Below are 21,437 nucleotides of genomic sequence, written 5' to 3' on the forward strand. Positions count from 1 at the left end.
CGCTCCGCGCACCCCTGTGGGATGGGACACAGGCCCGTAACGGGGTGTCACAAGCGCGTCACGACGCGATCGCGGTCGAAGCGCCGCACCGCGAGGTGGTACACGAGCACGTCGCCGAGGGCCGCCAGGACGCCGATCACGACCACCACGCGGCGGTCGAACGCGAGCGCACCGGCGGCCTGGGACACGATCAGCACGATGACCGGGAGCACGAGCAGGCCCGAGACCGCCTGGGCGCCCTGCAGCGTGCTGGCCCGGTGCGAGATGAGCACGATGCAGCCGATCGCGAAGAACGACACGAGCGGCGCGATGACCACCGTCAGCGCGAGCCACGTGGCGTTCGGGAACGCCCAGCCGTGCCGCCAGGGCGTCGCCATGAGCGACACGACGACGGCGTAGACGGCGGTCGACAGCCAGGTCACCAGGACGGCCGGCACCCACGAGACGGCGATCTTCGCCGCGACCAGCTCGCGGTCGGTCACCGGGGTGAACAGCAGGCCCTCGAGCGTGTCGCGCTCCTTCTCCCCCACGAACGCGGCCGTCGCCAGGATGGTCGCGACGACCACCGGGATCATCAGGAACAGCGGCGCCATGAAGTACTCCACGAGCGCGCGCGTGGGATCCGCGGCGATGGGGGCGGGCAGGCCCTCGAGGTAGGTCGTGATGAACCCGATCCGCTCCATGGCCTCGGGCCGGCGGGTGGCGGCGATGAGCACGGCGGGCAGCCACAGCGCGAAGACGATCGGCAGGAGCACGATCGGCAGGAGCACCTGGCGGTTGCGGGCGAGCTCGATCCAGTCCTTGACGACGACGGCGCGGATGCGCGCGCCGCTCACGACTCCTCCCCCAGCAGCCGGAAGTAGAGGTCGTGCAGCGAGGGGTCGTCGGTCCGCACGTCGCCGACGGCGACCCCCTCGGCGCGGAGCCGGGCCACGACTCGCTCGGCGACGGCGCGGTCCTGCAGGCGGATGACGTGGTCGCGCTCGGGCCAGTGCCGGGCAAGCAGCTCGCCGACCTCACCCGCCGCCACGACCCGGCCCCGCTCGAGCATCACGACGTCGTCGCACAGGTCCTCGAGGCCGTGCAGCTGGTGGGTGCACAGCACGACGGTCGTGTCCCCGGCGGCGCGCAGCTTCGCGAGGTGGTCCAGCACGTCCAGCGCCGACGCCGGGTCGAGGCCCGCGGTCGGCTCGTCGAGGAACAGCAGCTCGGGCTCGTGCAGCAGCGCGCGGGCGATCTTGGCCTTCTGCCGCAGGCCCTTGCTGAGGGAGCCGACTGGCGTGTCCCGGCGGTCGCCGAGCCCGACGACCTCGAGCACCTCGCCGATCCGCCGCTCGGTGGCGGTTCCGCCCAGGCCGTGCAGGCGGCCCCACGTGCGCAGGTTCTCGGCGACGGTCAGCCGCACGTAGAGGCTGGCCTCGGTCTGGACGCCCACGCGCGTGCGGAGCCGGGGCGCGGACTCGGGCGTGACCGGCTCGCCGAACAGGTGCGCCGTCCCCGCCGTCGGGCGCAGCAGCCCCGTGAGCAGGCGGACGGTGGTCGACTTGCCCGAGCCGTTGGGGCCCAGGACGCCCAGGACCCGGCCGCGGCGGAGGGTGAGGTCGAGCCCGGCGACGGCGACCCGGTCCTCGAAGGCGCGCGTGAGGCCACGCGCCTCGACCACGGGCTCCGGCGTCATGGGTCCATCATGACCGGCTCAGCGCAGGTGCGTGGACGGTTTGCACTCCACGTCCGGCGAGCTATCGGGAGTCGCGCGGCTCACGTCCCTGCGCAGCAGGATCCGGAGTCCGCACACCTCCGCGACGGGGCGGTAGCGCCGGTCGACGACCCGCTCCGCCGCCTCGGTCCTCAGGCCGGGCGCCCGCAGCGTCCCGCGGGTCACCAGCCAGGTCGGCGCGTCGGCGCCCTCGACGACCTGCCGGAACAGGACGAGCTCCGGGTCGTCCGTGCGGACGGGCAGGCTCCACAGCTGCTCGTACGGCGAGGACAGCCCCGAGGCCCGGACGAGGTCGGGCCGGCCCCACGCGTGCACGACGGTGTCGCCGGGGCGCGCGACATCGGCGATCATGCGCCCCGCGGCGACCGGCGCGTCGGGCGTGCCGAGTGCCGGCCTGACCACGCCGGCCCCGACCACCGCCGAGACGATCGCGTAGCCCAGGATCGCCGGGACGACGAGGCGCGTACGGGCGGCGACGACGCCGGCGCCCACCGCCACCGGGACGGCGAGCTGCACGAGGTAGTGGTTCCACCAGCTGCCGCCGAGCGAGATCGACACGCACGCGTAGGCGGCCATCGCCGCGAGGGCGACACAGGCCGGCGACCGGAACCGTCGCAGCGCCGGCGCCAGCAGCACCACGGCGGCCAGGACGACGAGCCCCGAGAGCCCGGCCCTGCCGACGAGCTCGTCGCGGCGCTCCTCGGCGCTGGGCGAGGGCCAGGCCGACATGACCTCGGCCGCCCGCACCCGGAACGCGAACAGGGCGTCGAGCAGGTCGGGCGGCGGTGTCCCCCGCGTCCAGGCCCAGCCCAGCAGCAGGACGGCGAGCACGACGGCGCCGGCGGCGGCGAGCGCCACGTGCCGCAGCGCGGCCCGGACCGGCATCCGGCCGCTGACGACCATCGCGATCAGCAGCACGACGAGGAAGACGCCCGCGTCCACCATGTTCTGCTTCGTGGCGACCGCGCCGGTGACGGCCGCGCCGCACAGCAGTGCCCACGGGCTCCAGCGCTCGCCCTCGACGGCGCGCACCGCCGCGTAGACGCCGGCCGCGATCCACGGCGCGGCGAGCAGCTCGGCGTTGACCCGGTCCGCCCCCAGCCACGGGCTGACGGTCAGGACGCCCGCCGCGATGGCGGCCCACAGCGACGCACGCGGCCCCGCGAACCGGCGCGCCGTCGCGGCGCACAGCAGGATCGTGGCCACGACCGCCACGAGCCCGATCACGCGCAGGGCGACGACGCCGCCGGCCGCGTCCGCCACCTCGAACACCGCCATCAGCACCGGCGGGCGGTCCACCCAGTAGTCGCCGTAGAGGGAGTCCCCGGCGTGCCACTGCCCGGCGACGATCAGCAGTCCCGCCTCGTCCGGGCTGGGCTGCACGGCGAGGAACGGCAGCCGCAGCAGGACGGCGACGACGGCCACGGCGAGCGCGAGGCGCGACGCCGTCGAGGCCTGCGGCTGCATGGCCCCGATGATCCCACGCTCAGCGGGCCGCGTGAATTCGCTGCCAGTTCCGCCCGCCCCGCGCGAAGGTCTCCAGGACGGCCGCGGGGACCCGGTCCTCGGCCGTCGGCTCGTCGTCCCACTGGCACGGCCGCACGTGCACGAGGTCGACCTCAAAGGCAGCGGGATCGTCGTCGTGGCGCCACGGTCCGTCGAGGACGCCGTGCCAGTGCCAGCCCTCGGCGTCGCGGGTCCACACGTGGGACCCGTCCGGCGCGTCCGCGAAGCGCGCGAGCCGCCGGGCGACCCGCTCGTCGTGGGCCCGCGCGACCGCGCGCACGGCCTCGTCGAGGTCGGCCGGCGGCTCCGTCAGGCGGCCGCCGACGCCGCAGATCCCCAGCCGCAGGGCCCGCTCGACGGCGGCCCCGGGGGCGATGTCGTCACGGCGCGAGCGCATCGGCGCGCGGTACGTGAGGGTTTCGGCCACCGTCCCACCGTAGTGCCGGCTTCGTTCGTCCACGGACGAGCGAACCGCCGCGGACCCGCCTACGGTGCTTCACATGGGTCGACACCTGAACCAGCGGTACCAGCTCGACGACGTCGTCGGGACCGGTGGCATGGGCTCGGTCCACCGCGCCGTGGACATCCGGCTGGGCCGCACGGTCGCGATCAAGCTGCTGAAGGGCGGTGCCGACGCCGACGTCACGGACCGGGCGCGCATGCGCAGCGAGGCGCAGCTGGCCGCCTCGATCCGCCACCCCGGCGTCGCGCAGGTCTACGACTACGACGAGGACACCAGCAGCCACGCGACGTTCATCGTCATGGAGTACGTGGACGGTCACACCCTCGCGCAGGTGCTGCGCGAGCGCGGCCCGCTGCCGGTCGACCAGGTGATGTCGGTGGTCCAGCAGGTGGCCGAGGGCCTGCAGGCCGCCCACGACCTCGGGATCGTGCACCGCGACCTCAAGCCGGCCAACATCATGCTGACGCCCGCCGGCCGCACCGTGCTGGTCGACTTCGGCATCGCGCGCACCGACACCAGCGACCCCCTGACGGACACGGGCTCGCTCGTCGGCACGGCGGACTACATGAGTCCCGAGCAGGCCCAGGGCCGCGGCGCGACCCCGCGGTCGGACCTGTACTCGCTCGGCGTCGTGGCGTACCAGTGCCTCACGGGCGTCTCGCCGTTCCGCCGGGACTCGCACGTGGCGACGGCGTTCGCCCAGGTGCACGACGGCCTGCCGCCGTTCGACGACGACGTGCCGCCGCGCGTCGCGCGGCTGATCTCGGCGCTCACCGCGAAGGACCCCGATGAGCGGCCCGCGAGCGCCGCCGACGTCGCCCGCGAGGCAGCCTCGATCGGCGCCGCCGGCACGATCGACATGCCACCCACCTTCGAGATGCTCGCTCCCGCGTCCGCGGCACCGGTCGACGTCACGCCGGTCCCCACCTCCGTTCCCGACGAGCGCCGGCGCCGTCCCCGCTGGCTCGTCGCGGCGTTGGCGCTGCTGCTCGTCCTCGCCGGCGTCACCGCCTGGCAGGCCCTCGCGGACGAGCCGCCGGTCGTGCCCGACGTGGTCGGCGTGTCGGTCGCCGATGCGACGGCCGAGGTGCGAGACGCGGGACTGTCCCCCCGAACGCGGCTCGTCGACGTGGCGGGCCACGCCGAGGGACAGGTCGTGAAGCAGACGCCCGAGGCGGGCACGACGGCCGAGGAGGACGACCGGGTGGACCTCCTCGTCGCCTCGGGCAAGGTGCGGGTCGCGGCGAAGGACGTCATCGGCCAGCCCTACGACCGGGCGGCCGCCGCACTGGAGCGGCTCGGCCTGGTCGTGCGGCGCGACGAGGTCACGCGCAGCACCGACCTCGGCGACGTGGTCGCGCTGGACAAGTCGGGCCGCCTCGCCAGCGGCGCCACCGTCACCCTGTCCGTCGCCGTGGCGCCGCCCGTCAGCGTCGCCACCGGGGGCGGCGCCGCCTCGACGGGCGGGAGCAAGGCCGCGCCCGCGAAGAAGTCCAAGGGCGGCAACAACGGCAGCGGCCCCGGCGCGAACAGCGGCAAGGCGAAGGGCAAGGGGAAGGGCAAGCGGAACTAGGCCGGACGCGACGAGGGGCACCCGGAGTCCGGGTGCCCCTCGCGTGCGGCCGTCGTCAGGCGCTGATCTGCATGCGGTCGCTGCCTCCGCCGATCTCGACCTTGCGCGGCTTGGCCTTCTCGGCGATCGGGATGCGGATCGTCAGGACGCCCGCGTCGTAGTCGGCCGTCAGGCGGTCCGAGTCCAGCGTGTCGCCCAGGAACAGCTGCCGGCTGAAGACGCCGTACGACCGCTCCCCCACGACGCGCTCGACGCTCTCGCCCAGCGGCGCCTTGCGCTCGGCGTGGATCGTCAGCACGTTCTGCTCGACGGTCAGGTCGATCGTGTCGGCCGAGACGCCGGGCAGGTCGAGGTGCACGACGAAGGAGTCGCCGTCGCGGTAGGCGTCCATGGGCATCGCGGCGGGCAGGGCCCGGTTGCCGAAGACGGCCTCGGTCAGACGGTCGAAGTCACGGAACGGATCGGTGCGCATCAGCATGTCAATCACTCCTCACTCGACTGGTGAACCGGTGGGGCGGGCGGGTGACCCGCTCACGACAATCTTAACCGATCGTTTGAGGTTTTCATTCCCGCTGGCATCATGTCCGTATGGACGACCTGCGACCGGACCGTGCCGTGTTCTCGATCTCGGTGACGTCCGAGCTGACCGACGTGGCGCCGCAGATGCTGCGCGTGTACGAGCAGCGCGGCCTGCTCGCACCGCAGCGCACCCCCGGGGGGACGCGCCGCTACAGCGGCCGGGACGTCGACCGCATCCGCGAGATCACGTCCCTGCTGTCCGACGGGCTCAACCTCGCCGGGATCGAGCGGGTCCTGGCGCTCCGGGCCGAGAACCTCCGCCTGCGCGAGGAGATCGACCGGCTCCGCGCCCGATCGCCCCGATGATCGGCATCGAGACCAGCACCGCCAGCACGGCCACGCCGAACAGGACGCGGTAGTCGTCGTGCCACACGGTCAGCAGCACGCCGCCCAGCGCCGGGGCCAGCGTCTGCGGCAGGACGGTCGCCAGGCCGAGGAGTCCCAGGTCGCGCCCGTGGTCGCCGTCCGACGGCAGCACGTCGAGCATGAGCGCGAGGTCGGCCGTGAGATAGGCGCCGCGTCCCAGGCCGGAGATCACGGCGTAGACGGCCAGCCCGGTGAGCGTCGGCCAGACGAGCGGGATCGCCAGGCCCAGGGCCACCACGGCCGTGGCGCCCAGCACCACCGGGACGCGACCCCGCCGTGACCACGTGAGCGCCACGAACGCGCCCACCGCGAGGGACACGATGTGACCACCCACCAGCAGCGGCACGAGCCGACCCGCTCCTGACTCGTCGAGCTCCGCGAACTCCATCACGACGTACAGCAGGTAGCCCATGACGAGCTGGCTGCCGAGCACGAGCGCGAGCCGGCCGGCGAAGACCAGCCGGAAGTCCCGGGAGGCGACCGCGCGGCGCCACGGCATCGCGACGCGGCGCGGCCGCTGCGCGGGTTCGGGGTTCAGGACGACGAACGCGGCCATCGTGGCCACGAGCAGCAGCGCCAGGGCCATCGTCGTGCCGGCGATCCGGTCCACCATCAGGCCGGCCAGGGCCGCGCCCCCGGCGAGACCGAGCGCGGCTCCACCGGCGTAGCTGGCGGAGGCGCGCGGCCGCGAGGCGGGCTCGACGCGATCGGCCAGCACGGCGTCGAGTGGGGCCTCGATCGTGTTGAGCAGCGGCTGCACGAGGAGCCAGCCGACGCCGATGGCCAGGACGGTCGACGCCTGGCCCAGGGCGATGATCCCCACGGCCGATGCGCCCGCGCCGGCGAGGATCCACGGCGATCGCGCGCCCCACGGCGTGTGCGCCCGGTCCGACCAGGCGCCGACGAGCGGTTTCACGACGATCGTGACGAGCGACGACACCGCCATGATGATCGAGAGGTTCGCCTCCTTGTCGGCCTCGCCGGCTCGCGACACCAGCGCCGGCACGAGCACGCCCGCCAGCGCCGCGTACATCGCGTTGAGCACGAGGCTGGCCACGAGCAGCGACCAGAACAGGCGAGGGCCGGCCACCGGCAGCCTCGATCCACTCACAGCAGGTCCCCTCGATCGTCGACGGCCCGGTTCACCACGCGACGGACGCGCGACGGGGCACCCACCCGGTCGCGCGCCCGTCCAGCCCTCGATGCTGCGCCCTCCGGGCGGAGGCCGCGAGGGCGCGGGCGGGAACTCACCCCGGTTTTCACCCCGGCGGGCCTCACCGGCTCAGCAGCCCGTGCCGCAGCCCCTGGGCGAGCGCCTCCTCGCGCGAGTGCGCGCCGAGCTTGCGGTAGACCGAGCGCCGCTGGGACTTCACGGTGTTGACTGAGACGTGCAGCACCGCCGCGATCTCCTCGACGCTGGAGGTCCGGGCCAGCTCGCGCAGCACCACGAGCTCGCGCGGCGTGAGCGACGGCGCGGGTGCCGCGGGCGTCGCGATGGCCTCGGGCACCCCGTCCGCGACCTCGCCGAACAGGTCCAGGTGCCCCGGCGGCAGCAGCATGAACGGCGAGCGGAGCCGGTGCCCCGTCGCCAGCTCCGCGGCCTTGGCGGCGACCTCACGCGACTCCTCCTCGCGGCCGAGGCGGCGCAGCAGCACGGCCTCGAAGGCCGCCACCGTGACGCGATCGCGGGGCCCGCGCGGCACGACGCGGACGAGCAGCGACAGCGCCTGGTCGGCGTCCCCGGTCACGAGGGCGACGCGCAGCGCCGCGAGCAGCAGCCCGGCATGCTGCTGGGGGTCGCCCAGGACGTCGCGTGCCTCGACCGGACGGCCGACGGCCAGCAGCAGCAGGCTCTCGGTGACGGCGAGCAGCCGGCGCACCGGCGCCGGAGGCCCGAAGCGGCCTCGGCGCTGGCGGCGCAGCGAGCTGAAGCGCTCGAGCCCCACGGCGGCCTGGCCGGTGCCGATGTCCACAAGCGCGCGCACGTGCGCCATGAGCGGCCAGTGCTCGATCGTGTCGACGATGGGCCAGATCGTGTCCAGCGCGGCGGCGGCGCGCGGGAAGTCGAGCTCGTCGACGGCCGTCTGCGCCTGCGCCAGCCGCAGCAGGCTGCCGGCGTACTCGTCGAGGCGCTCCGGAGGCCACACCCGCCCGTCGGCCAGCTCGAGCCACACTGCCGCGGCGTCCCGCTCGCCCTCGAGCGCGTCCGCGAGGGCCAGGCCGCCGATCGCCGTCAGCTCCGTTCCGACCTCGGGGGACGCGGCGAGGGTGTGCTCGAACTGGTCGCGCGCCTCGTCGAGGCTCTCGCCGTAGAGCAGGCTGATGCCGGCGTGGACGTGCAGGTGGGGTGTGACGCGGCCCAGCGTGCCCAGCTCGTCGGCGTCGGAGGTGCGCAGGACGCGGGCTGCTCGCCGGGCGGCGGCGACTCCCCCGTCACCGGCGCCCATCACGCGCAGCGCGACGCTCTCGACGACGTGCGTCAGGGCCCGGTCCACCGGGCGTCCCGCGCCGAACCGGGCACCCAGCACCGCGACGCCGAACATCTCGACGGCACGAAGGCGGTTCTGGCGGCGCGCGTTGAGGACCAGCGCGAGGGCCAGCGCCAGCACGGGCTGGCGGCGCAGGCGGTTGACCGAGAGGGGGCGCAGCAGGCCGCCCACGACGTACCCGTGCTGGATCAGCAGGGCCATGCCGCCAGCCTTGAGCGCCCGGACGGCGAGGTCGAGGTCGTCGCCGCGCACGGCGTCGGCGAACGCGGCCAGCGGCGCGTCCTGGGCGAGCGATGCCTCGGCCGCCACGAGCCGCAGCCGCCGGCGCTCGGCGTCGTCGAGCTCGAGCCCGGCCAGGGTCGCGGCGCGGACTGTCGGCACGAGGCAGAACACGCGCGTGGAGCCGTCGGCGAGCCAGGCGCCCAGCCCCGCGCGGTCGGCCCGCGCGAGGAAGTCAGCCGGGCCGCCCAGCAGCTCGACGACCTCGGCCGTCAGGTACGAGGGCACGGCGAGACGCGCCTCGTCCGCGTCGAGGCGCCACGGCCGGCCCGCGCGGGCCAGCACCGCGTCGAACTGGCTCAGGTCCCGGACCTCGGGGCTGACGAGCTCGCGCAGGGAGCCGATGTGGCCGCCGGTCGCGAAGGCGAGCACGCGCGGCTCGAGGGGCGAGCCGGCGGCCTCGACGTACGCGCCGATCTCGTCGAAGGTGACGCGCAGGTCGGTGACGGCGTCGACGTCCCAGCCCGGGGGCAGCGCGTCGAGGGAGCGCACGGACAGGCGCAGGCGCAGGTGGGGCGACGCGGCGAGCCGGGCACCGAGCTCGCTCCAGTCCTCGGGCGTGAGGCGGTCGGCGTCGTCGACCACGATCGCGTCGCCGGAGCCGGCGGAGAGGTCCTCCGGGTCGAGCCAGGTGGCGTCGGCGGCCTCGCCCCACGCCGCGAGCAGGCTCGACCGGCCGCTGCGCACCGGTCCCACGAGGGCGACCACGGCGTGCGCGGAGTCCAGCCGCGCCATGATCGCGGGGCGATCCACCCAGAAGGTCGGGCGTCGGGGGCGCATGGCCGTCAGGCTAGCAAGCGGACGACACGCTCCGGGTCAGTCGCTCGCTCGCGGTGCGCGCCGCCTCGACCAGCTCGTCCGGCCCGAGGATCCTGACCTCCGCGTCGAGCTGCAGGATCCGCGCCACCAGCGACGGCCACGACCACGAGCCCGCGGTGACGCGGGTGGTCCCCTCGCCCGTCGCCTCGACGTCGCCGTCGCCGGCCCACGGCTCGACCGCGCTCACGGGGAGGGCGACCTCGAACCGGCCGACGCACGGCCACCGCCCGCCCTCGGTGGTCCCGGTCGTGCGGGCCTCCACGAAGGACGCGGCGTCGCCCGTCGGGACGGGGCGCGGGGAGAACCCGGGCCCGCCGGGCGTCCGCAGACTCATCCGGTCGAGCCGGAAGAGGCGCCAGTCCGCGCGGTCCAGGTCCCACGCGACGAGGTACCAGCGCCCACGTCGCGCCACCAGTCCGTGCGGCTCGGCACGCCGCGCGGGTCCGTCGCTGCCGGCGTGGTCGAAGCGCAGGACCTGCCGCTCGCGCACCGCCGCCGCGACGGCCTCGATGAGCGCGGGGTCGACCGCGGCGCCCGCCGGGGCGTGCCCGAAGGCCACCGCGTCGACCCGGTGCCGCAGCCGCGAGGGCATCGTCTGGCGCACGGTCGCGAGGGCCCGCTCGGCCGCCTCGGCGACGTCCGCTCCGCTCAGCGGCACGTGCTGCAGGGCGATCGCGAGCGCCACGGCCTGGTCGTCGTCGAGCAGCAGGGGCGGCAGCCGGGAGCCCGGCTCGAGCCGATACCCGCCGTCCACGCCGCGCACGGACCGGACGTGGTAGCCGAGCTCGCGCAGCCGGTCGACGTCGCGGCGCACCGTCCGGGTCGTGACGCCGAGGCGCTCGGCGAGGACGCCGCCGGGCCAGTCCCGGCGGGCCTGCAGGAGGGACAGCAGCGTCAGCATGCGCGAGGAGGTTCCGGACACGGCCCCATCCTCGTGCAACAAGAGGACAGTTCCCGTCCTGAAGGCCTGACAGCGTCGGTCGTCGACGGCATCCCGGCCGTCACCGAGCGAAGGACCAGCCATGACCCTCACCACCACGACCCACCTCAACCTGCCCGGCACCGCGCGCGAGGCCCTCGACCACTACGCCGGCGTCTTCGGCGGCCGGGTCGAGGCGACGACCTACGCCGATGCGGGCATGCCGCGGGACCTGCCGGGCGCGGACCGACTCCTGTTCGGCCTGCTGGAGTCGCCGAGCGGGTTCCGCGTCATGGCCTACGACGTGCCCGGGCTGACCCGGTCGAGCCCGGGCACGACCCGCCGGGAGCAGGGCGCGACGATCACCGACCGGCCCTTCTTCCTGTCCGTGCGCGGGGACTCGCTCGCGGAGGTCGAGGGGTACTGGGCGGGACTGGCCGACGGCGGCACGGTCGTGGAGCCGCTCGCCGCCTCGGCCTGGAGCCCCGGCTTCGGGATGCTCACCGACCGCTTCGGCGTGACCTGGGTGCTGGACGTGCGCCCCGCCTAGAGGGGCACGAGCGGGACGTGGGGCGCGTCCGGCAGCGTCACCGCCAGCGGCGCGCCGGGACGCACCACTCCCCCGCGCTCCACGACGGACATCACGCCGACCTTGCGGACTGTGGTGCCGTCCCGCTTCTCGAGGACGACCCTCATGAGGCCCTTGCGGAAGCGCGAGATCTGCACGCACGGGTTCCGCAGTCCGGTGAGCCGGACGACGGGACCGCCGAGGTCGACCAGCGTGCCCTCGGGCAGTGTGAGCAGGTCGATCCCGGCCGTCAGCACGTTCTCGCCGAGGTCCCCCGGGCCCAGCTCGAAGCCGTGCTCGCGCGCCTCGTCGAACAGCTCGGACTGCAGCAGGTGGACCTGGCGCAGGTTGGGCAGGGTCCGGCCGCGGTGCGGGCCGTACCGGTGCTTCATCATGGCGCCGGCGTGGACGTCGCCCTCGATGCCGTGGCCCTCGACGAGCGTGATGGCCTCGACGGGGACCTTGCTGAAGCGGTGGGCGTCGTCGCGGCTGACGGCGACGACGTGGGCGGGAGTCACCCCGCCATCCTCGCCCATGCCCCTCAGGGGACCTCGAAGCTCATGAGCTCGGCGCCGTCCGGGTTGCGGTAGACCCAGCGGACCTTCGGGTCGTCCACGCCGGCGGTCTGCATCTCGGTCAGGATCGAGTCGCCCACGCCCTCGACGGTCTTGCGGATCGTGTCGCGCTGCGCGTCGGCCTGGGCGGGCGCGACGGCGTTGCGGAAGGTGTAGTCGTACACGAGCGTGTCGTCGCCCTCGCCGGTGATGCTGAAGTCGCGGTAGACGTCCTCGAAGCGCTTCATCTGCTCCTCGGACTGCGCGCGGACCTGCGTCACGTACGTCTCGAGGGCGCCCTCGGCCGGCTCGGGGGCGGCGCTGCCGCCGGCGGACGCGGACGCAGACGCGGAGGGCTTCGACTCCGAGGAGGACTCGTCGTCCGAGGAGCCGCACGCCGCGGTGAGGGCGAGCGCGGCGGTGGCGACGGCGAGGACGGGCAGGGGCAGGCGTCGGTGGGAGTGCACCCGCCGAGCCTTCCACACCCGGCGACGGGCGGCACGGCGTGCGAGGATCGAGCGGACCTCTCGGGAAAGGACACGTCGTGCCCCTGTGGATCGAGGCCGGGCTGTGGGGCCTGCTGGCCGGCGGCGCGCTCGTGGTCGGTGCCGCCATCGCCTGGCTCGTGCGCGTGCCGCGCCGCGTCGTCGCCTCCGTCATGGCGTTCGGCGCCGGCGTCCTGATCTCGGCGCTGTCGTTCGACCTCGTCGACGAGGCCGAGGCGACGGGCGGCCTGGGCCCGACGGCGCTGGGCTTCCTGGCCGGAGCGCTGGTCTACGTCGCGGCGAACCTCGCGCTCGCCCGCCGCGGCGCGCGGCACCGCAAGCGCTCGGGCGACGAGCAGGCGTCCGAGGACGAGCAGGAGGGCAGCGGCACGGCGATCGCCATCGGCGCGCTGCTGGACGGCGTGCCCGAGTCCGTCGTCCTGGGGCTGTCGCTGGTCGGTGGCGGCGGCGTCGGCGTGCCCGTCCTGGCCGCGGTGTTCATCTCCAACCTCCCCGAGGGTCTCTCGAGCGCGGCGGGCATGAGGAACAAGGGCCGGTCGGCGCGCTACGTGTTCGGGGTCTGGGGCGGCATCGCGGTGGCCAGCGGCATCGCCGGCGCGCTCGGCTGCCTGCTGCTCGAGGGCGCATCGCCCACCACGATCGCGGTCATCACGGCGGTCGCGGCCGGCGCGATCCTGGCGATGGTGGCCGACACGATGATCCCGGAGGCGTTCGAGCGGACGCACCTGTACGCCGGGCTACTCGCCACGATCGGCTTCCTCAGCGCCTTCGCCATCTCCCGCGCCGGCTGAGCTCAGCAACGGCAGCAGCCCGTCGACGAGCGCGAGGCCGTCGAGCTCCTCCAGCGCGAACCAGGCCACCTCGTCGGCGTCGTCCCCGGCGGCCAGCTCGCCCCCGACCACCGTGGCGGCGAAGTCGTGGATCTCGAACTCGGCGCCGTCGCCCGTGGGCACCCTCACGGCCCACAGCTCGCGGCCGACCACGACGTCGAGACCCGTCTCCTCGCGCACCTCGCGGGCCGTGGCCTGCTCCAGGGTCTCCCCCGGCTCGACCTTCCCGCCGGGCACGGACCAGAGGCCGCGCCCCGGGGCCCGCCCACGGCGGACCAGCAGGACGCGGCCTCGGTCGACGACGACGGCACCGGCCGCCGGGATCGTCCTCAGCGCTCGACCACCACGCGCTCGTTCGGCACGCAGTGCGTCATCGTCAGTCCCTCGACGTCGCGCGGGCCGTTCTTGCCCAGGTTGGCGAGGCGCTCGCGCTCCTCGTCCGAGAGCGCCTGCGTCGGCAGCGGCTCCAGTCCCCGGACGTCGTCCGGGCCGATGCCCAGGCCCTCGCCGACGCGCAGCCCCAGCTCGTCGTCGCACAGCAGGAAGTGCCACACCATGCGCTCCTGCACCTCGCGCGTCGCCTCGCCGATGTTCGCGACGAGGTTCTTGACGAGGTCGTCGCGCTCCCAGTCCTCGAGGAGCCGGAAGCGCTCACCGGCCTGCTTGTAGTCGTTCGTCCGCGGGATCTGCCGACGCGTGAGGCGGCCGTTCAGCTCGGGACCGAGCTCGGGCTCGACCGTGCGCTCGGCCTCGCTGAGCCCGCCCATCGTCGACGGCTCGTAGTTCACGTGCGGGTTCTGGCCCTGCAGGTCCACGCCGTAGGACATCTGGCCGCCGCGCTGGTTCGTCGCGACGGTCGCGTTCTTGGCGCTGTTGACCGGCAGCTGCAGGTAGTTCGGCCCGACGCGGTAGCGCTGCGTGTCGCTGTAGGAGAACGTCCGCCCGACGAGCATCTTGTCGTCGGAGAACTCCAGGCCGTCCACCAGCACGCCCGTGCCGAACGAGATCTGCTCGTTCTCGTTGTGGTGGTCGTCCACGTTGCGGTTGAGCGTCATCGTGCCGACGATCTTGGGCTCGAAGACCTCCTCGGGCCAGGTCTTGGTGTCGTCGAGCGGATCGAAGTCCAGCTCGGGGTGCTCGTCGTCGGACATGAGCTGCACGTACAGGTCCCACTTCGGGAAGTCGCCGCGCTCGATCGCCTCGTAGAGGTCCTTCGAGGCGTGCCCCAGGTCGTTCGCCTGGATGTTCGCGGCGTCCTCCTCGGTGAGGCTCTTGACGCCCTGGTGCGGCTGCCAGTGGTACTTCACCAGGTGCGTCTCGCCCTCGGCGTTGGCCCAGCGGTACGTGTTCACGCCGAAGCCCTGCATGTGCCGGTAGTCCGCCGGGATGCCGCGCGGGCTGAACAGGTTGACGAGCATGTGCATCGACTCGGGCGTCTGCGACATGAAGTCGAAGATCCGGGCGGGCTCCTGGCGGAACGTCACGGGGTCGGGCTTGAGGGCGTGGATGACGTCCGGGAACTTGATCGCGTCCCGGATGAAGAAGACGCCGAGGTTGTTCCCGACGAGGTCCCAGTTGCCGTCCTCGGTGTAGAACTTCACCGCGAAGCCGCGCGGGTCGCGAGCCGCCTCGGACGAGTCGCGACCGCCGATGACGGTCGAGAAGCGGATGGCGACGTCGGTCTTCTTCCCGGCCTCCTGGAACAGCCTGGCGCGCGTGTACCTGGCGATCGGCTCGTCGCCCCACGTGCCGGTGGCCTCGAACTCGCCGTAGGCGACGAAGCCGCGGGCGTGGACGACGCGCTCGGGGATCCGCTCACGGTCGAAGTGGCTGATCTTCTCCAGGAACTGGTAGTTCTCCAGCGTCGCGGGACCGCGCGCGCCGACGGTCCGCGTGTTCTGGTTGTCGTGGACGGGGTGACCCTGGCGGGTGGTCAGGATCGGGTTCTCGCTCCCGCGCTGCTCGGTCATGGAACTCCTCCGGTGCTGGACGTCGGTCCCTCTCACTCAACGCCCCTCGGGCGTCCGGGGCAACCCGTGGACCCCGACGATCGACCGCCCCGACCCCGGTGCGACCCCGGGGTCCGATCAGGGACGCGTTCGGGGTCGCGCCCGATGTGGGCGGGGGCGCGCCGACGCCACGCTGGGCCCATGATCAGAGTCGATTCCCTCTCGAAGTCCTACGGCGCCCACACGGCCGTGGACGACGTGTCCTTCACGGCCCGGCCGGGCCGGGTCACGGGCTTCCTCGGCCCCAACGGGGCGGGCAAGTCCACCACGATGCGGGTGATGGTCGGGCTCACCCCGCCCTCCAGCGGCGAGGTCCAGGTGCTGGGCCGGCGCTTCCGCGAGCTGCCCGACCCGGGACGCGAGGTCGGCGTCCTGCTCGACGCCTCCGCGCAGCACGCGGGCCGCACGGGTCGCGAGATCCTCACGATCGCGGCACGCACGATGGGCCTGCCCCGCTCCCGCGTCGACGAGATGCTCCAGCGCGTCAGCCTCACGCCGGTCGAGGCGGGACGACGCGTCCGCAACTACTCACTGGGGATGCGCCAGCGGCTCGGCATCGCGACCGCGCTGCTGGGCGACCCGGAGGTGCTGATCCTCGACGAGCCCGCCAACGGCCTGGACCCGGCCGGCATCCGCTGGATGCGCGACCTGCTGCGCGGCTTCGCGGACGACGGCGGCACGGTGCTGCTCTCGTCCCACCTGCTGCACGAGATCGAGGTCATCGCCGACGACCTGGTGGTCATCGGCAACGGCCGGATCGTCGCGCAGGGCTCGAAGGAGGAGCTGCTGGCCAGCGCCGGCACCCTCGTCCGCGCCGCCGATGGCGCCGCCCTGGCGTCCGCGCTGCAGGCGGCCGGCATCACGGCCCGGCCCACCGCCGAGGGGGCGGTGCTCGCCGAGTCCGACCTGACCAGCGTCGGGAACGCGGCCTTCGCGGCCGGCATCCCCGTCCTGGAGCTGCGGGCCGCCGACGGCGCCCGCCTGGAGGAGATGTTCCTCTCCCTGACCGCCGAGACCCAGCGCGACCGCGTCCAGCACCGTGCCGAAGGAGCAGCAGCATGAGCACCACCATGACCCCCGCAGCAGCCGGCGCACCGGCGAGCCGGCCGGCGCGACCGGTCCCCGCCCGGACGCCGTTCGCCCGCATCCTGCGCGTCGAGCTGCGCAAGATGTTCGACACCCGGTCGGGGTTCTGGCTCATGGCCAGCGTCGTGCTGCTGTCGATCGTCGCGACCGTCGCGACGCTGGTCTTCGTCGACAGCGAGGACCTGTCGTACGAGCACTTCGCCAGCGCGGTCGGCTTCCCGATGACGGTCATCCTGCCGATGATCGCGATCCTCGCGGTGTCGAGCGAGTGGAGCCAGCGCACCGCGCTGGCGACCTTCACGCTGGTCCCCCACCGTGGGCGCGTCCTGGCGGCCAAGGCCCTGCTGACCGTGTTCATCGGCGTGGTCTCGATGGTCATCGCCGGTGCCGCCGGCGTCGTCGGCAACCTCGTCGGCTCGGCGATCGCCGGGGTCGACCCCGTGTGGGACGTCTCGATGCGCGAGTTCGCCCAGATCGTCCTGGCGAACGAGATCGGCATGCTGATGGGACTGATGCTCGGCATCGTCCTGCGCAACTCCCCCGGGGCGATCGTCGCGTACTTCGTGTACTCGCTCGTGCTGCCGGGCGCGTCGAGCGCGCTGGCGAGCACGCAGCAGTGGTGGGCGGAGAACGGCCCGTGGCTCGACCTCAACTGGGCCACGATGCAGCTGTTCGACAACCGGCTCACGAGTGAGATGTGGGCCCAGCTCGGCACCTCGGCCGTGCTGTGGCTGGTCGTCCCGCTGGTCCTGGGGACGCGGGCGCTGCTGCGCTCGGAGGTGAAGTGAGTCGATGAGGCCGAGGGCCCCGGGCGCCGCCCGGGGCCCTCGTCTACGCGTCGGTGGCGGTGCGGTGCCGCAGCGCCCACCGCAGGGGGACGTAGGCCAGCACCATCGCGACCGCCGTCCCCACGGCCAGGAGTCCGCGGTGCTCCGCGTAGAGCAGTCCCGCGATCGCCCCTCCGGCAAGAGCGGCCACGCCCTGGTAGGCGGCGAAGACGCCGTAGGCGGTGGCGAGCCGCGCGTGCGGGACGAGGTCGGCGACGAGTGCCTTCACGGTCGAGTCCTGCACGCCCGTGGCCGCGCCCCACAGGGCGATCCCGAGCAGCGCCGGGGCGAGGCCGTCGAGGAACACGAGCGCCGGGACCGGCGCGACGAGCAGCGGGAGCGCCATGAGCGTCCCGCCGCCCCAGCGGTCGAAGGCCACGCCGGCCACCAGCGCGGACACGGCCGCGGCGGCCATCGCTCCGGCGTAGACGACCGGCACGAGCGCCGTCGGCACGAGCTCCTGCTCCGCGAGGTGGTATCCGAACAGGCCGAAGGTCAGCAGCCCCGCCGTCGTGACCGCGGTCGCGGTCGCGAACGCGTGGAAGCGCCGCGGCAGCGGGCCGGGGCTCGCGGCGCCCGGCACGGCCCGCTCGTCGAGGTCGGGGGTGGCGAGGCGGCGGCGGAGCACGGCGAGCAACAGCATCGCCAGCAGGCCCGGCACCGCCAGTGCCGCGAGCCCGGCCTGCACGCTCCAGACGGCCGCGATGCCCGCCACGACGAGCGGCCCGGCGAACGCGCCGACCTGGTCGAGCGCCTTGTGCACGCCGAAGCCCTTGCCGCGGCCGACGCCGCGCGCCGCGGACGCGAGCAGGACGGACTTCGACGGGCTGCGCAGCGCCTTGCCGGTGCGCTCCGTCAGGATCAGCACCGTCGCGACGCCCAGGCCGGCCGCGCCGAGCTCGGGCGCGACGGCCAGCAGCGGCACGCAGGCGGCGGTCAGGCCGTAGCCGATGCCCGTCAGCAGCCAGTGCCGCTGCGTGCGGTCGGCCATCCGTCCGGCGACGAGGCGCAGCACGAGCGCGGCGGCCTCGCCCGCGCCGGTGATGAGTCCCACGGCGGCGGCCGAGGCGCCCAGCTGGCCCAGGTACGGACCCGCGATCGACCGCATGCCCTCGTAGACCATGTCCGCCAGCAGGCTGACGAAGCCGAAGGCGAGCACGCCGCGCCACGGCGACCACGTCCTGGTGGACGGCTCGTGCTCGTGGGCCATGCCTGCTCCCGGGTCGGTCGGGCGGAACGCTCCACGGTAGGCGGACGACTCCGCCGTCCGCGCCCGGGGCCGCGCGGCGCGGTGAAACCTCGTCGTCACATCCGGTGCCTACGCTGCTCCCGTGACGACCTCCCCGGCCTCGCAGCCCGTCCTGGCGCTGCTGCACCTGCGCACCTCCCGTCCGCACGCCGCCGACTTCCAGGTGGCGCTCGACGCCCTCACCACCCCGACGGTCCGCGTCGCCGAGCAGCTGGGCTGGCGGGTCGTGCCCGTCGCGTCGGCCGAGGTCGCGCCGTCCGTCACGGCCGACCTCGTCGCCGGCGCGGACGCCGTCGTGATCATGGGCGGCGAGGACGTCGACCCGGCGTTCTACGGCGGTCCCGACATCTACCCGGGGTCCGGGCACCACGAGCCCGACGCGGACCTCGCGCACATCGCCGCGGTCCGGCACTGCGTGGCTGCCTGCACTCCCCTGCTCGGCATCTGCCGCGGCCTGCAGGTCCTCAACGTGGCGCTCGGGGGCACGCTGGTCCAGCACCTGCCCACCGCCGCGGGGCACCGCGCCACGGGCGAGGACCACTTCGTCCGCAACCGCATCACGCTCTCGGACGCCTCGCTCGCCACGGCGGTCGATGCCGCGCAGGAGGTGCGCTGCACCCACCACCAGGCCGTCGAGCGACTCGGGCGTGGACTGGTGGTCGCGGCGCGTGCCGCCGACGGGGTGGTCGAGGCGCTCGTGCACGAGTCGGCCCCCGTGACGGGCGTGCAGTGGCACCCCGAGCACCCCGAGACCGCGGACGCCCAGCTGGCTCCGCTGCTCACGAGGCTGCGCGCCCAGTGCGCCGCGCCGCTGCTCGCCGGCTGAGCCGACTCAGTGCCGGCGCGCCGCCCGACGCTTCAGCGCGGCCCGCGCAGGCCCCGACAGGGGCAGGTCCTCCAGTACCTGTGCCGCGATGCGCGGGGCGTCGGGCGTGAGCTCCACCGACCACCGCCCGGCGGGAGGGAAGGCGATCGCGCCGATGGTCGGGGGGCCCGTCACCGCCGTGGGATCGGCCCCGACCGAGACCGCCACGAGTTCGGACGTGCCGACCCGCGCGTGGCGGAGCACCTCCTCGAGGAACTCGCGGTCGATGCCGGTTCCCGCGAGCCGGCATGACAGGTCGGCGACGTCCACCGGGGACCGGGTCGCCCGGAACACGGCCGCGAAGAGCGAGCCGACCCCGGGCCCGGGGTGCCGGGCACGCAGGGCCGCCGGCCGCGCGCGCTTCACCCGGGGTGCGTGCGACCCGCGGAGCCAGGCGACCGTGACCGCCTCCTGCACCGTCAGGACCCCCTGCGCGTGCAGCCGCCCGAGGCGCAGGGCACCGGCCTCGGCCCCCAACGGCGTCGTGTACCACCACACGGTGAGGGATCGGGGCCGATGCTCGCTCATCTCACGACCGCCCGCAGCCCTCAGCCGGCCTCGGTGATCCGGACGCCGATCGGGAAGTGGTCCGAGAAGCCGTCGCGGTTGATCGCGTGGCCCATGCCGCCGAACGGGACGGGCCGCGGGTAGTCGCCGTCGTCGGCCATGCCCGGGAACCGCAGGATCTCGACCGACCGCTCGTCGACCGAGAAGACCTCGCCGGACGCCAGCGCACGGTTCACCAAGAGCTGGTCGAGCATGTTCGGCTCGTTCTGCCAGTAGAAGGTCCCGTCCGCGCGGCCCGAGGCGCCGCCGACGAGCGGCCAGCTGAGGTTCCACAGCAGCGGGGACTGCGCGCTGAGGACACGGTTGCGCTGCCGCGTGCTGAGCGCGTGGGTGACGAGCGAGTCGTCGAAGGGCTCGTCGTTGAAGTCGCCCATGGCCAGCACGGGCGTGCGCCGCGAGTGGACCTCCAGCACCCGCTGGTGGAAGTAGGACAGCGTCTCGCCGGCGATGTGCCGGTAGCCCGCCGACTCGTACCGGCCGCCGCGGCGGGACGGCCAGTGGTTGCCGAAGACGGCCCACGTGCGCCCGTGCCGACGAGTGCGGAAGTTGACCTGGACCAGCTCGCGCGTGGCGTTGCGGCGCATCACGACGTGGAAGAACGTCTCCTCCGCGGGCGCCTCGAGCAGCGTCGAGTCGTACAGGAAGGCGACGTCGATGCCGCGTGCGTCGTCGGTGTCGGCGTGCGCGATCCCGTACGAGCGGCCCGGGAGGCGCTGATGCACGGCGGCGACCAGCAGCTCGAGCACGAAGCGGTTCTCGACCTCGCACACCCCCAGCAGGTCCGGGCCCGCTCCCCCGTTCATCTGCGCGACGACCGAGGCCAGCTGGTCGACCTTGCGGTCGCGCAGCTCCGCGGTCCAGCCGACGAGGTCGTGACCGAGGGCGCGGCGCACCTTGTCCGTGCGCCGCTCCGGCGGGGCGTCCTGCTCGTCGAACAGGTTCTCCAGGTTCCACCACGCGACGTAGTATTCGACGGACATCGCGACCGCCTCCTCCTCTAAGACGAGGCTGACACGGCGCGGGCGATACCGCCCGCCGGTCAGTCGGCGGCGGGGCCGACGAGCAGCGTCGGCACGCCGAGGCCCGCGTCGCGCACCGTCGCCACGACCGTGCCGGGCTTACGGCCGCGCCGGATCTCGGAGACGTCGACGCCGGCCGCCACGAGGCGTTCGCGCGTCGCCGCGACGTCGCAGCGCCACGCGGCACCGCTGAGGGAGCTCGACGCCGCGGGCTCGTCCCGGACGACGACCTCGACGACCGCGTCGCCGCACCGGAAGAACAGGCCGCGGAAGCCGAAGCCCGTGTCCCGGTCCAGCCGCAGGTCCAGGCCGAGCCGCCCGCCGAAGTCCGCGGTGGCCGCGACGGCGTCCGGGCTGTCCACCACGACGTGATCGAGGGCGAGGGCGCCATCGGGACGGTTCTGCTCCGCCCGGAGCAGCCATGTCGTGCCGTGCACCAGCGCCCGGTCCCCGACGACCTCGACCCCGCGGCGCTCGAGGAGCCGTGACGTCGCCTCGACGTCCGCCACGGACAGGACGACGCCGGCCAGCGCCGGGTCGCCCTCGACCACCTCGATGCGCAGCCCGGCGTCCAGCCGGGACCACGCCTGCTGCGCGGCGGGGACGTCGGCGGCGCTGACGACGAGACCGGTGATCCTCACCGGGCC

General features: G+C 74.3%; 23 protein-coding genes. 7 read left to right on the plus strand and 16 right to left on the minus strand.

Annotation, left to right across the window (positions count from 1 at the left end):
- Nucleotides 1-47: 47 nt before the first annotated feature.
- The 4 genes from AB3M81_RS09255 to AB3M81_RS09270 are packed head-to-tail and all read right to left on the minus strand — an operon-like array spanning nucleotide 48 to nucleotide 3,650.
- On the minus strand, nucleotides 48-836 hold the full coding sequence (locus AB3M81_RS09255; RefSeq protein WP_412903618.1) for an ABC transporter permease subunit: 789 nt from the start codon (nucleotides 834-836) through the stop codon (nucleotides 48-50).
- Nucleotides 833-1,678, minus strand: a complete 846-nt coding sequence (locus AB3M81_RS09260) for an ABC transporter ATP-binding protein (RefSeq protein ID WP_412903619.1) — start codon at nucleotides 1,676-1,678, stop codon at nucleotides 833-835. Before AB3M81_RS09260 ends, AB3M81_RS09255 begins: the two co-directional genes overlap by 4 nt.
- Before the next feature lie 18 nt (nucleotides 1,679-1,696).
- On the minus strand, nucleotides 1,697-3,184 hold the full coding sequence (locus AB3M81_RS09265) for an ArnT family glycosyltransferase (protein WP_412903620.1): 1,488 nt from the start codon (nucleotides 3,182-3,184) through the stop codon (nucleotides 1,697-1,699).
- Between the two features lie 19 nt (nucleotides 3,185-3,203).
- The gene (locus AB3M81_RS09270; protein WP_412903621.1) at nucleotides 3,204-3,650 is read right to left on the minus strand and encodes a GAF domain-containing protein; all 447 of its coding nucleotides are present in this window, start codon (nucleotides 3,648-3,650) and stop codon (nucleotides 3,204-3,206) included.
- A gap of 73 nt (nucleotides 3,651-3,723) precedes the next feature.
- Here AB3M81_RS09270 and AB3M81_RS09275 point away from each other — a divergent pair, with 73 nt between their 5' ends.
- Nucleotides 3,724-5,259, plus strand: a complete 1,536-nt coding sequence (locus AB3M81_RS09275; RefSeq protein WP_412903622.1) for a protein kinase domain-containing protein — start codon at nucleotides 3,724-3,726, stop codon at nucleotides 5,257-5,259.
- 55 nt (nucleotides 5,260-5,314) lie between these two features.
- Here the strand turns inward: AB3M81_RS09275 and AB3M81_RS09280 are convergent, their stop codons facing one another.
- Complete coding sequence (locus tag AB3M81_RS09280; protein ID WP_412903623.1) at nucleotides 5,315-5,737, minus strand: Hsp20/alpha crystallin family protein; 423 nt, start codon at nucleotides 5,735-5,737, stop codon at nucleotides 5,315-5,317.
- Between the two features lie 110 nt (nucleotides 5,738-5,847).
- Between AB3M81_RS09280 and AB3M81_RS09285 the strand changes: the two genes are divergently transcribed.
- Nucleotides 5,848-6,144, plus strand: a complete 297-nt coding sequence (locus AB3M81_RS09285) for a MerR family transcriptional regulator (protein ID WP_412903624.1) — start codon at nucleotides 5,848-5,850, stop codon at nucleotides 6,142-6,144.
- On the opposite strand, the gene AB3M81_RS09290 is transcribed toward AB3M81_RS09285, so the two are convergent.
- From AB3M81_RS09290 to AB3M81_RS09300, 3 genes are all read right to left on the minus strand, one after another.
- On the minus strand, nucleotides 6,047-7,294 hold the full coding sequence (locus AB3M81_RS09290) for an MFS transporter (protein WP_412903625.1): 1,248 nt from the start codon (nucleotides 7,292-7,294) through the stop codon (nucleotides 6,047-6,049). The two genes, AB3M81_RS09285 and AB3M81_RS09290, sit on opposite strands and share 98 nt — an antisense overlap.
- Before the next feature lie 184 nt (nucleotides 7,295-7,478).
- Nucleotides 7,479-9,752, minus strand: a complete 2,274-nt coding sequence (locus AB3M81_RS09295; RefSeq protein ID WP_412903626.1) for a helix-turn-helix transcriptional regulator — start codon at nucleotides 9,750-9,752, stop codon at nucleotides 7,479-7,481.
- 10 nt (nucleotides 9,753-9,762) lie between these two features.
- Nucleotides 9,763-10,713 (minus strand): helix-turn-helix transcriptional regulator, encoded by a 951-nt coding sequence (locus AB3M81_RS09300; protein ID WP_412903627.1) that lies wholly within the window; start codon nucleotides 10,711-10,713, stop codon nucleotides 9,763-9,765.
- Between the two features lie 100 nt (nucleotides 10,714-10,813).
- Between AB3M81_RS09300 and AB3M81_RS09305 the strand changes: the two genes are divergently transcribed.
- Complete coding sequence (locus tag AB3M81_RS09305) at nucleotides 10,814-11,260, plus strand: VOC family protein (protein ID WP_412903628.1); 447 nt, start codon at nucleotides 10,814-10,816, stop codon at nucleotides 11,258-11,260.
- On the opposite strand, the gene AB3M81_RS09310 is transcribed toward AB3M81_RS09305, so the two are convergent.
- Together AB3M81_RS09310 and AB3M81_RS09315 are read right to left on the minus strand one after the other, a co-directional pair.
- The gene (locus tag AB3M81_RS09310; protein WP_412903629.1) at nucleotides 11,257-11,796 is read right to left on the minus strand and encodes an MOSC domain-containing protein; all 540 of its coding nucleotides are present in this window, start codon (nucleotides 11,794-11,796) and stop codon (nucleotides 11,257-11,259) included. The genes AB3M81_RS09305 and AB3M81_RS09310 overlap by 4 nt on opposite strands.
- A gap of 23 nt (nucleotides 11,797-11,819) precedes the next feature.
- A complete protein-coding gene (locus tag AB3M81_RS09315) occupies nucleotides 11,820-12,299 on the minus strand; it encodes a DUF4854 domain-containing protein (RefSeq protein WP_412903630.1) in 480 nt (159 codons plus the stop codon).
- 77 nt (nucleotides 12,300-12,376) lie between these two features.
- On the opposite strand from AB3M81_RS09315, the gene AB3M81_RS09320 reads away from it, so the two are divergent.
- Nucleotides 12,377-13,129 carry a ZIP family metal transporter gene (locus tag AB3M81_RS09320; protein ID WP_412903631.1) on the plus strand — a complete coding sequence of 251 codons (753 nt, stop codon included), beginning with the start codon at nucleotides 12,377-12,379 and terminating at the stop codon, nucleotides 13,127-13,129.
- On the opposite strand, the gene AB3M81_RS09325 is transcribed toward AB3M81_RS09320, so the two are convergent.
- Both AB3M81_RS09325 and AB3M81_RS09330 read right to left on the minus strand, forming a co-directional pair.
- Nucleotides 13,076-13,534: an NUDIX hydrolase gene (locus AB3M81_RS09325; protein WP_412903902.1), complete on the minus strand. Its 459-nt coding sequence runs from the start codon at nucleotides 13,532-13,534 to the stop codon at nucleotides 13,076-13,078. The two genes, AB3M81_RS09320 and AB3M81_RS09325, sit on opposite strands and share 54 nt — an antisense overlap.
- Nucleotides 13,498-15,138 (minus strand): catalase, encoded by a 1,641-nt coding sequence (locus AB3M81_RS09330; protein ID WP_412903632.1) that lies wholly within the window; start codon nucleotides 15,136-15,138, stop codon nucleotides 13,498-13,500. The genes AB3M81_RS09325 and AB3M81_RS09330 overlap by 37 nt, the downstream gene beginning before the upstream one ends.
- A 180-nt stretch (nucleotides 15,139-15,318) precedes the next feature.
- Here AB3M81_RS09330 and AB3M81_RS09335 point away from each other — a divergent pair, with 180 nt between their 5' ends.
- Both AB3M81_RS09335 and AB3M81_RS09340 read left to right on the plus strand, forming a co-directional pair.
- Nucleotides 15,319-16,239: an ABC transporter ATP-binding protein gene (locus AB3M81_RS09335; protein ID WP_412903633.1), complete on the plus strand. Its 921-nt coding sequence runs from the start codon at nucleotides 15,319-15,321 to the stop codon at nucleotides 16,237-16,239.
- Nucleotides 16,236-17,051, plus strand: a complete 816-nt coding sequence (locus AB3M81_RS09340; RefSeq protein ID WP_412903634.1) for an ABC transporter permease — start codon at nucleotides 16,236-16,238, stop codon at nucleotides 17,049-17,051. The genes AB3M81_RS09335 and AB3M81_RS09340 overlap by 4 nt, the downstream gene beginning before the upstream one ends.
- Before the next feature lie 43 nt (nucleotides 17,052-17,094).
- On the opposite strand, the gene AB3M81_RS09345 is transcribed toward AB3M81_RS09340, so the two are convergent.
- The gene (locus tag AB3M81_RS09345) at nucleotides 17,095-18,300 is read right to left on the minus strand and encodes an MFS transporter (RefSeq protein ID WP_412903635.1); all 1,206 of its coding nucleotides are present in this window, start codon (nucleotides 18,298-18,300) and stop codon (nucleotides 17,095-17,097) included.
- A 121-nt stretch (nucleotides 18,301-18,421) separates the two neighbouring features.
- On the opposite strand from AB3M81_RS09345, the gene AB3M81_RS09350 reads away from it, so the two are divergent.
- On the plus strand, nucleotides 18,422-19,165 hold the full coding sequence (locus AB3M81_RS09350; protein WP_412903636.1) for a gamma-glutamyl-gamma-aminobutyrate hydrolase family protein: 744 nt from the start codon (nucleotides 18,422-18,424) through the stop codon (nucleotides 19,163-19,165).
- 6 nt (nucleotides 19,166-19,171) lie between these two features.
- Here the strand turns inward: AB3M81_RS09350 and AB3M81_RS09355 are convergent, their stop codons facing one another.
- The 3 genes from AB3M81_RS09355 to AB3M81_RS09365 are packed head-to-tail and all read right to left on the minus strand — an operon-like array spanning nucleotide 19,172 to nucleotide 21,431.
- Entirely contained in the window at nucleotides 19,172-19,732 is a 561-nt protein-coding gene (locus AB3M81_RS09355) for a hypothetical protein (RefSeq protein ID WP_412903637.1), read from the minus strand.
- A gap of 20 nt (nucleotides 19,733-19,752) precedes the next feature.
- On the minus strand, nucleotides 19,753-20,751 hold the full coding sequence (locus AB3M81_RS09360; RefSeq protein ID WP_412903638.1) for an endonuclease/exonuclease/phosphatase family protein: 999 nt from the start codon (nucleotides 20,749-20,751) through the stop codon (nucleotides 19,753-19,755).
- A 59-nt stretch (nucleotides 20,752-20,810) separates the two neighbouring features.
- On the minus strand, nucleotides 20,811-21,431 hold the full coding sequence (locus AB3M81_RS09365) for a VOC family protein (protein ID WP_412903639.1): 621 nt from the start codon (nucleotides 21,429-21,431) through the stop codon (nucleotides 20,811-20,813).
- Between the last annotated feature and the right edge of the window lie 6 nt (nucleotides 21,432-21,437).

It is taken from the genome of Aeromicrobium jepli (genome assembly GCF_047246605.1).
GTDB lineage: Bacteria > Actinomycetota > Actinomycetes > Propionibacteriales > Nocardioidaceae > Aeromicrobium.

Excerpts from the sequence above, each read along its gene's own strand:
- AB3M81_RS09260 (WP_412903619.1), bottom strand. The coding sequence starts at position 1,678 with ATGACGCCGGAGCCCGTGGTCGAGGCGCGTGGCCTCACGCGCGCCTTC.
- AB3M81_RS09265 (WP_412903620.1), bottom strand. The coding sequence starts at position 3,184 with ATGCAGCCGCAGGCCTCGACGGCGTCGCGCCTCGCGCTCGCCGTGGCC.
- AB3M81_RS09275 (WP_412903622.1), top strand. The coding sequence starts at position 3,724 with ATGGGTCGACACCTGAACCAGCGGTACCAGCTCGACGACGTCGTCGGG.
- AB3M81_RS09280 (WP_412903623.1), bottom strand. The coding sequence starts at position 5,737 with ATGCTGATGCGCACCGATCCGTTCCGTGACTTCGACCGTCTGACCGAG.
- AB3M81_RS09285 (WP_412903624.1), top strand. The coding sequence starts at position 5,848 with ATGGACGACCTGCGACCGGACCGTGCCGTGTTCTCGATCTCGGTGACG.
- AB3M81_RS09295 (WP_412903626.1), bottom strand. The coding sequence starts at position 9,752 with ATGCGCCCCCGACGCCCGACCTTCTGGGTGGATCGCCCCGCGATCATG.
- AB3M81_RS09305 (WP_412903628.1), top strand. The coding sequence starts at position 10,814 with ATGACCCTCACCACCACGACCCACCTCAACCTGCCCGGCACCGCGCGC.
- AB3M81_RS09330 (WP_412903632.1), bottom strand. The coding sequence starts at position 15,138 with ATGACCGAGCAGCGCGGGAGCGAGAACCCGATCCTGACCACCCGCCAG.
- AB3M81_RS09335 (WP_412903633.1), top strand. The coding sequence starts at position 15,319 with ATGATCAGAGTCGATTCCCTCTCGAAGTCCTACGGCGCCCACACGGCC.
- AB3M81_RS09340 (WP_412903634.1), top strand. The coding sequence starts at position 16,236 with ATGAGCACCACCATGACCCCCGCAGCAGCCGGCGCACCGGCGAGCCGG.
- AB3M81_RS09345 (WP_412903635.1), bottom strand. The coding sequence starts at position 18,300 with ATGGCCCACGAGCACGAGCCGTCCACCAGGACGTGGTCGCCGTGGCGC.
- AB3M81_RS09355 (WP_412903637.1), bottom strand. The coding sequence starts at position 19,732 with ATGAGCGAGCATCGGCCCCGATCCCTCACCGTGTGGTGGTACACGACG.
- AB3M81_RS09360 (WP_412903638.1), bottom strand. The coding sequence starts at position 20,751 with ATGTCCGTCGAATACTACGTCGCGTGGTGGAACCTGGAGAACCTGTTC.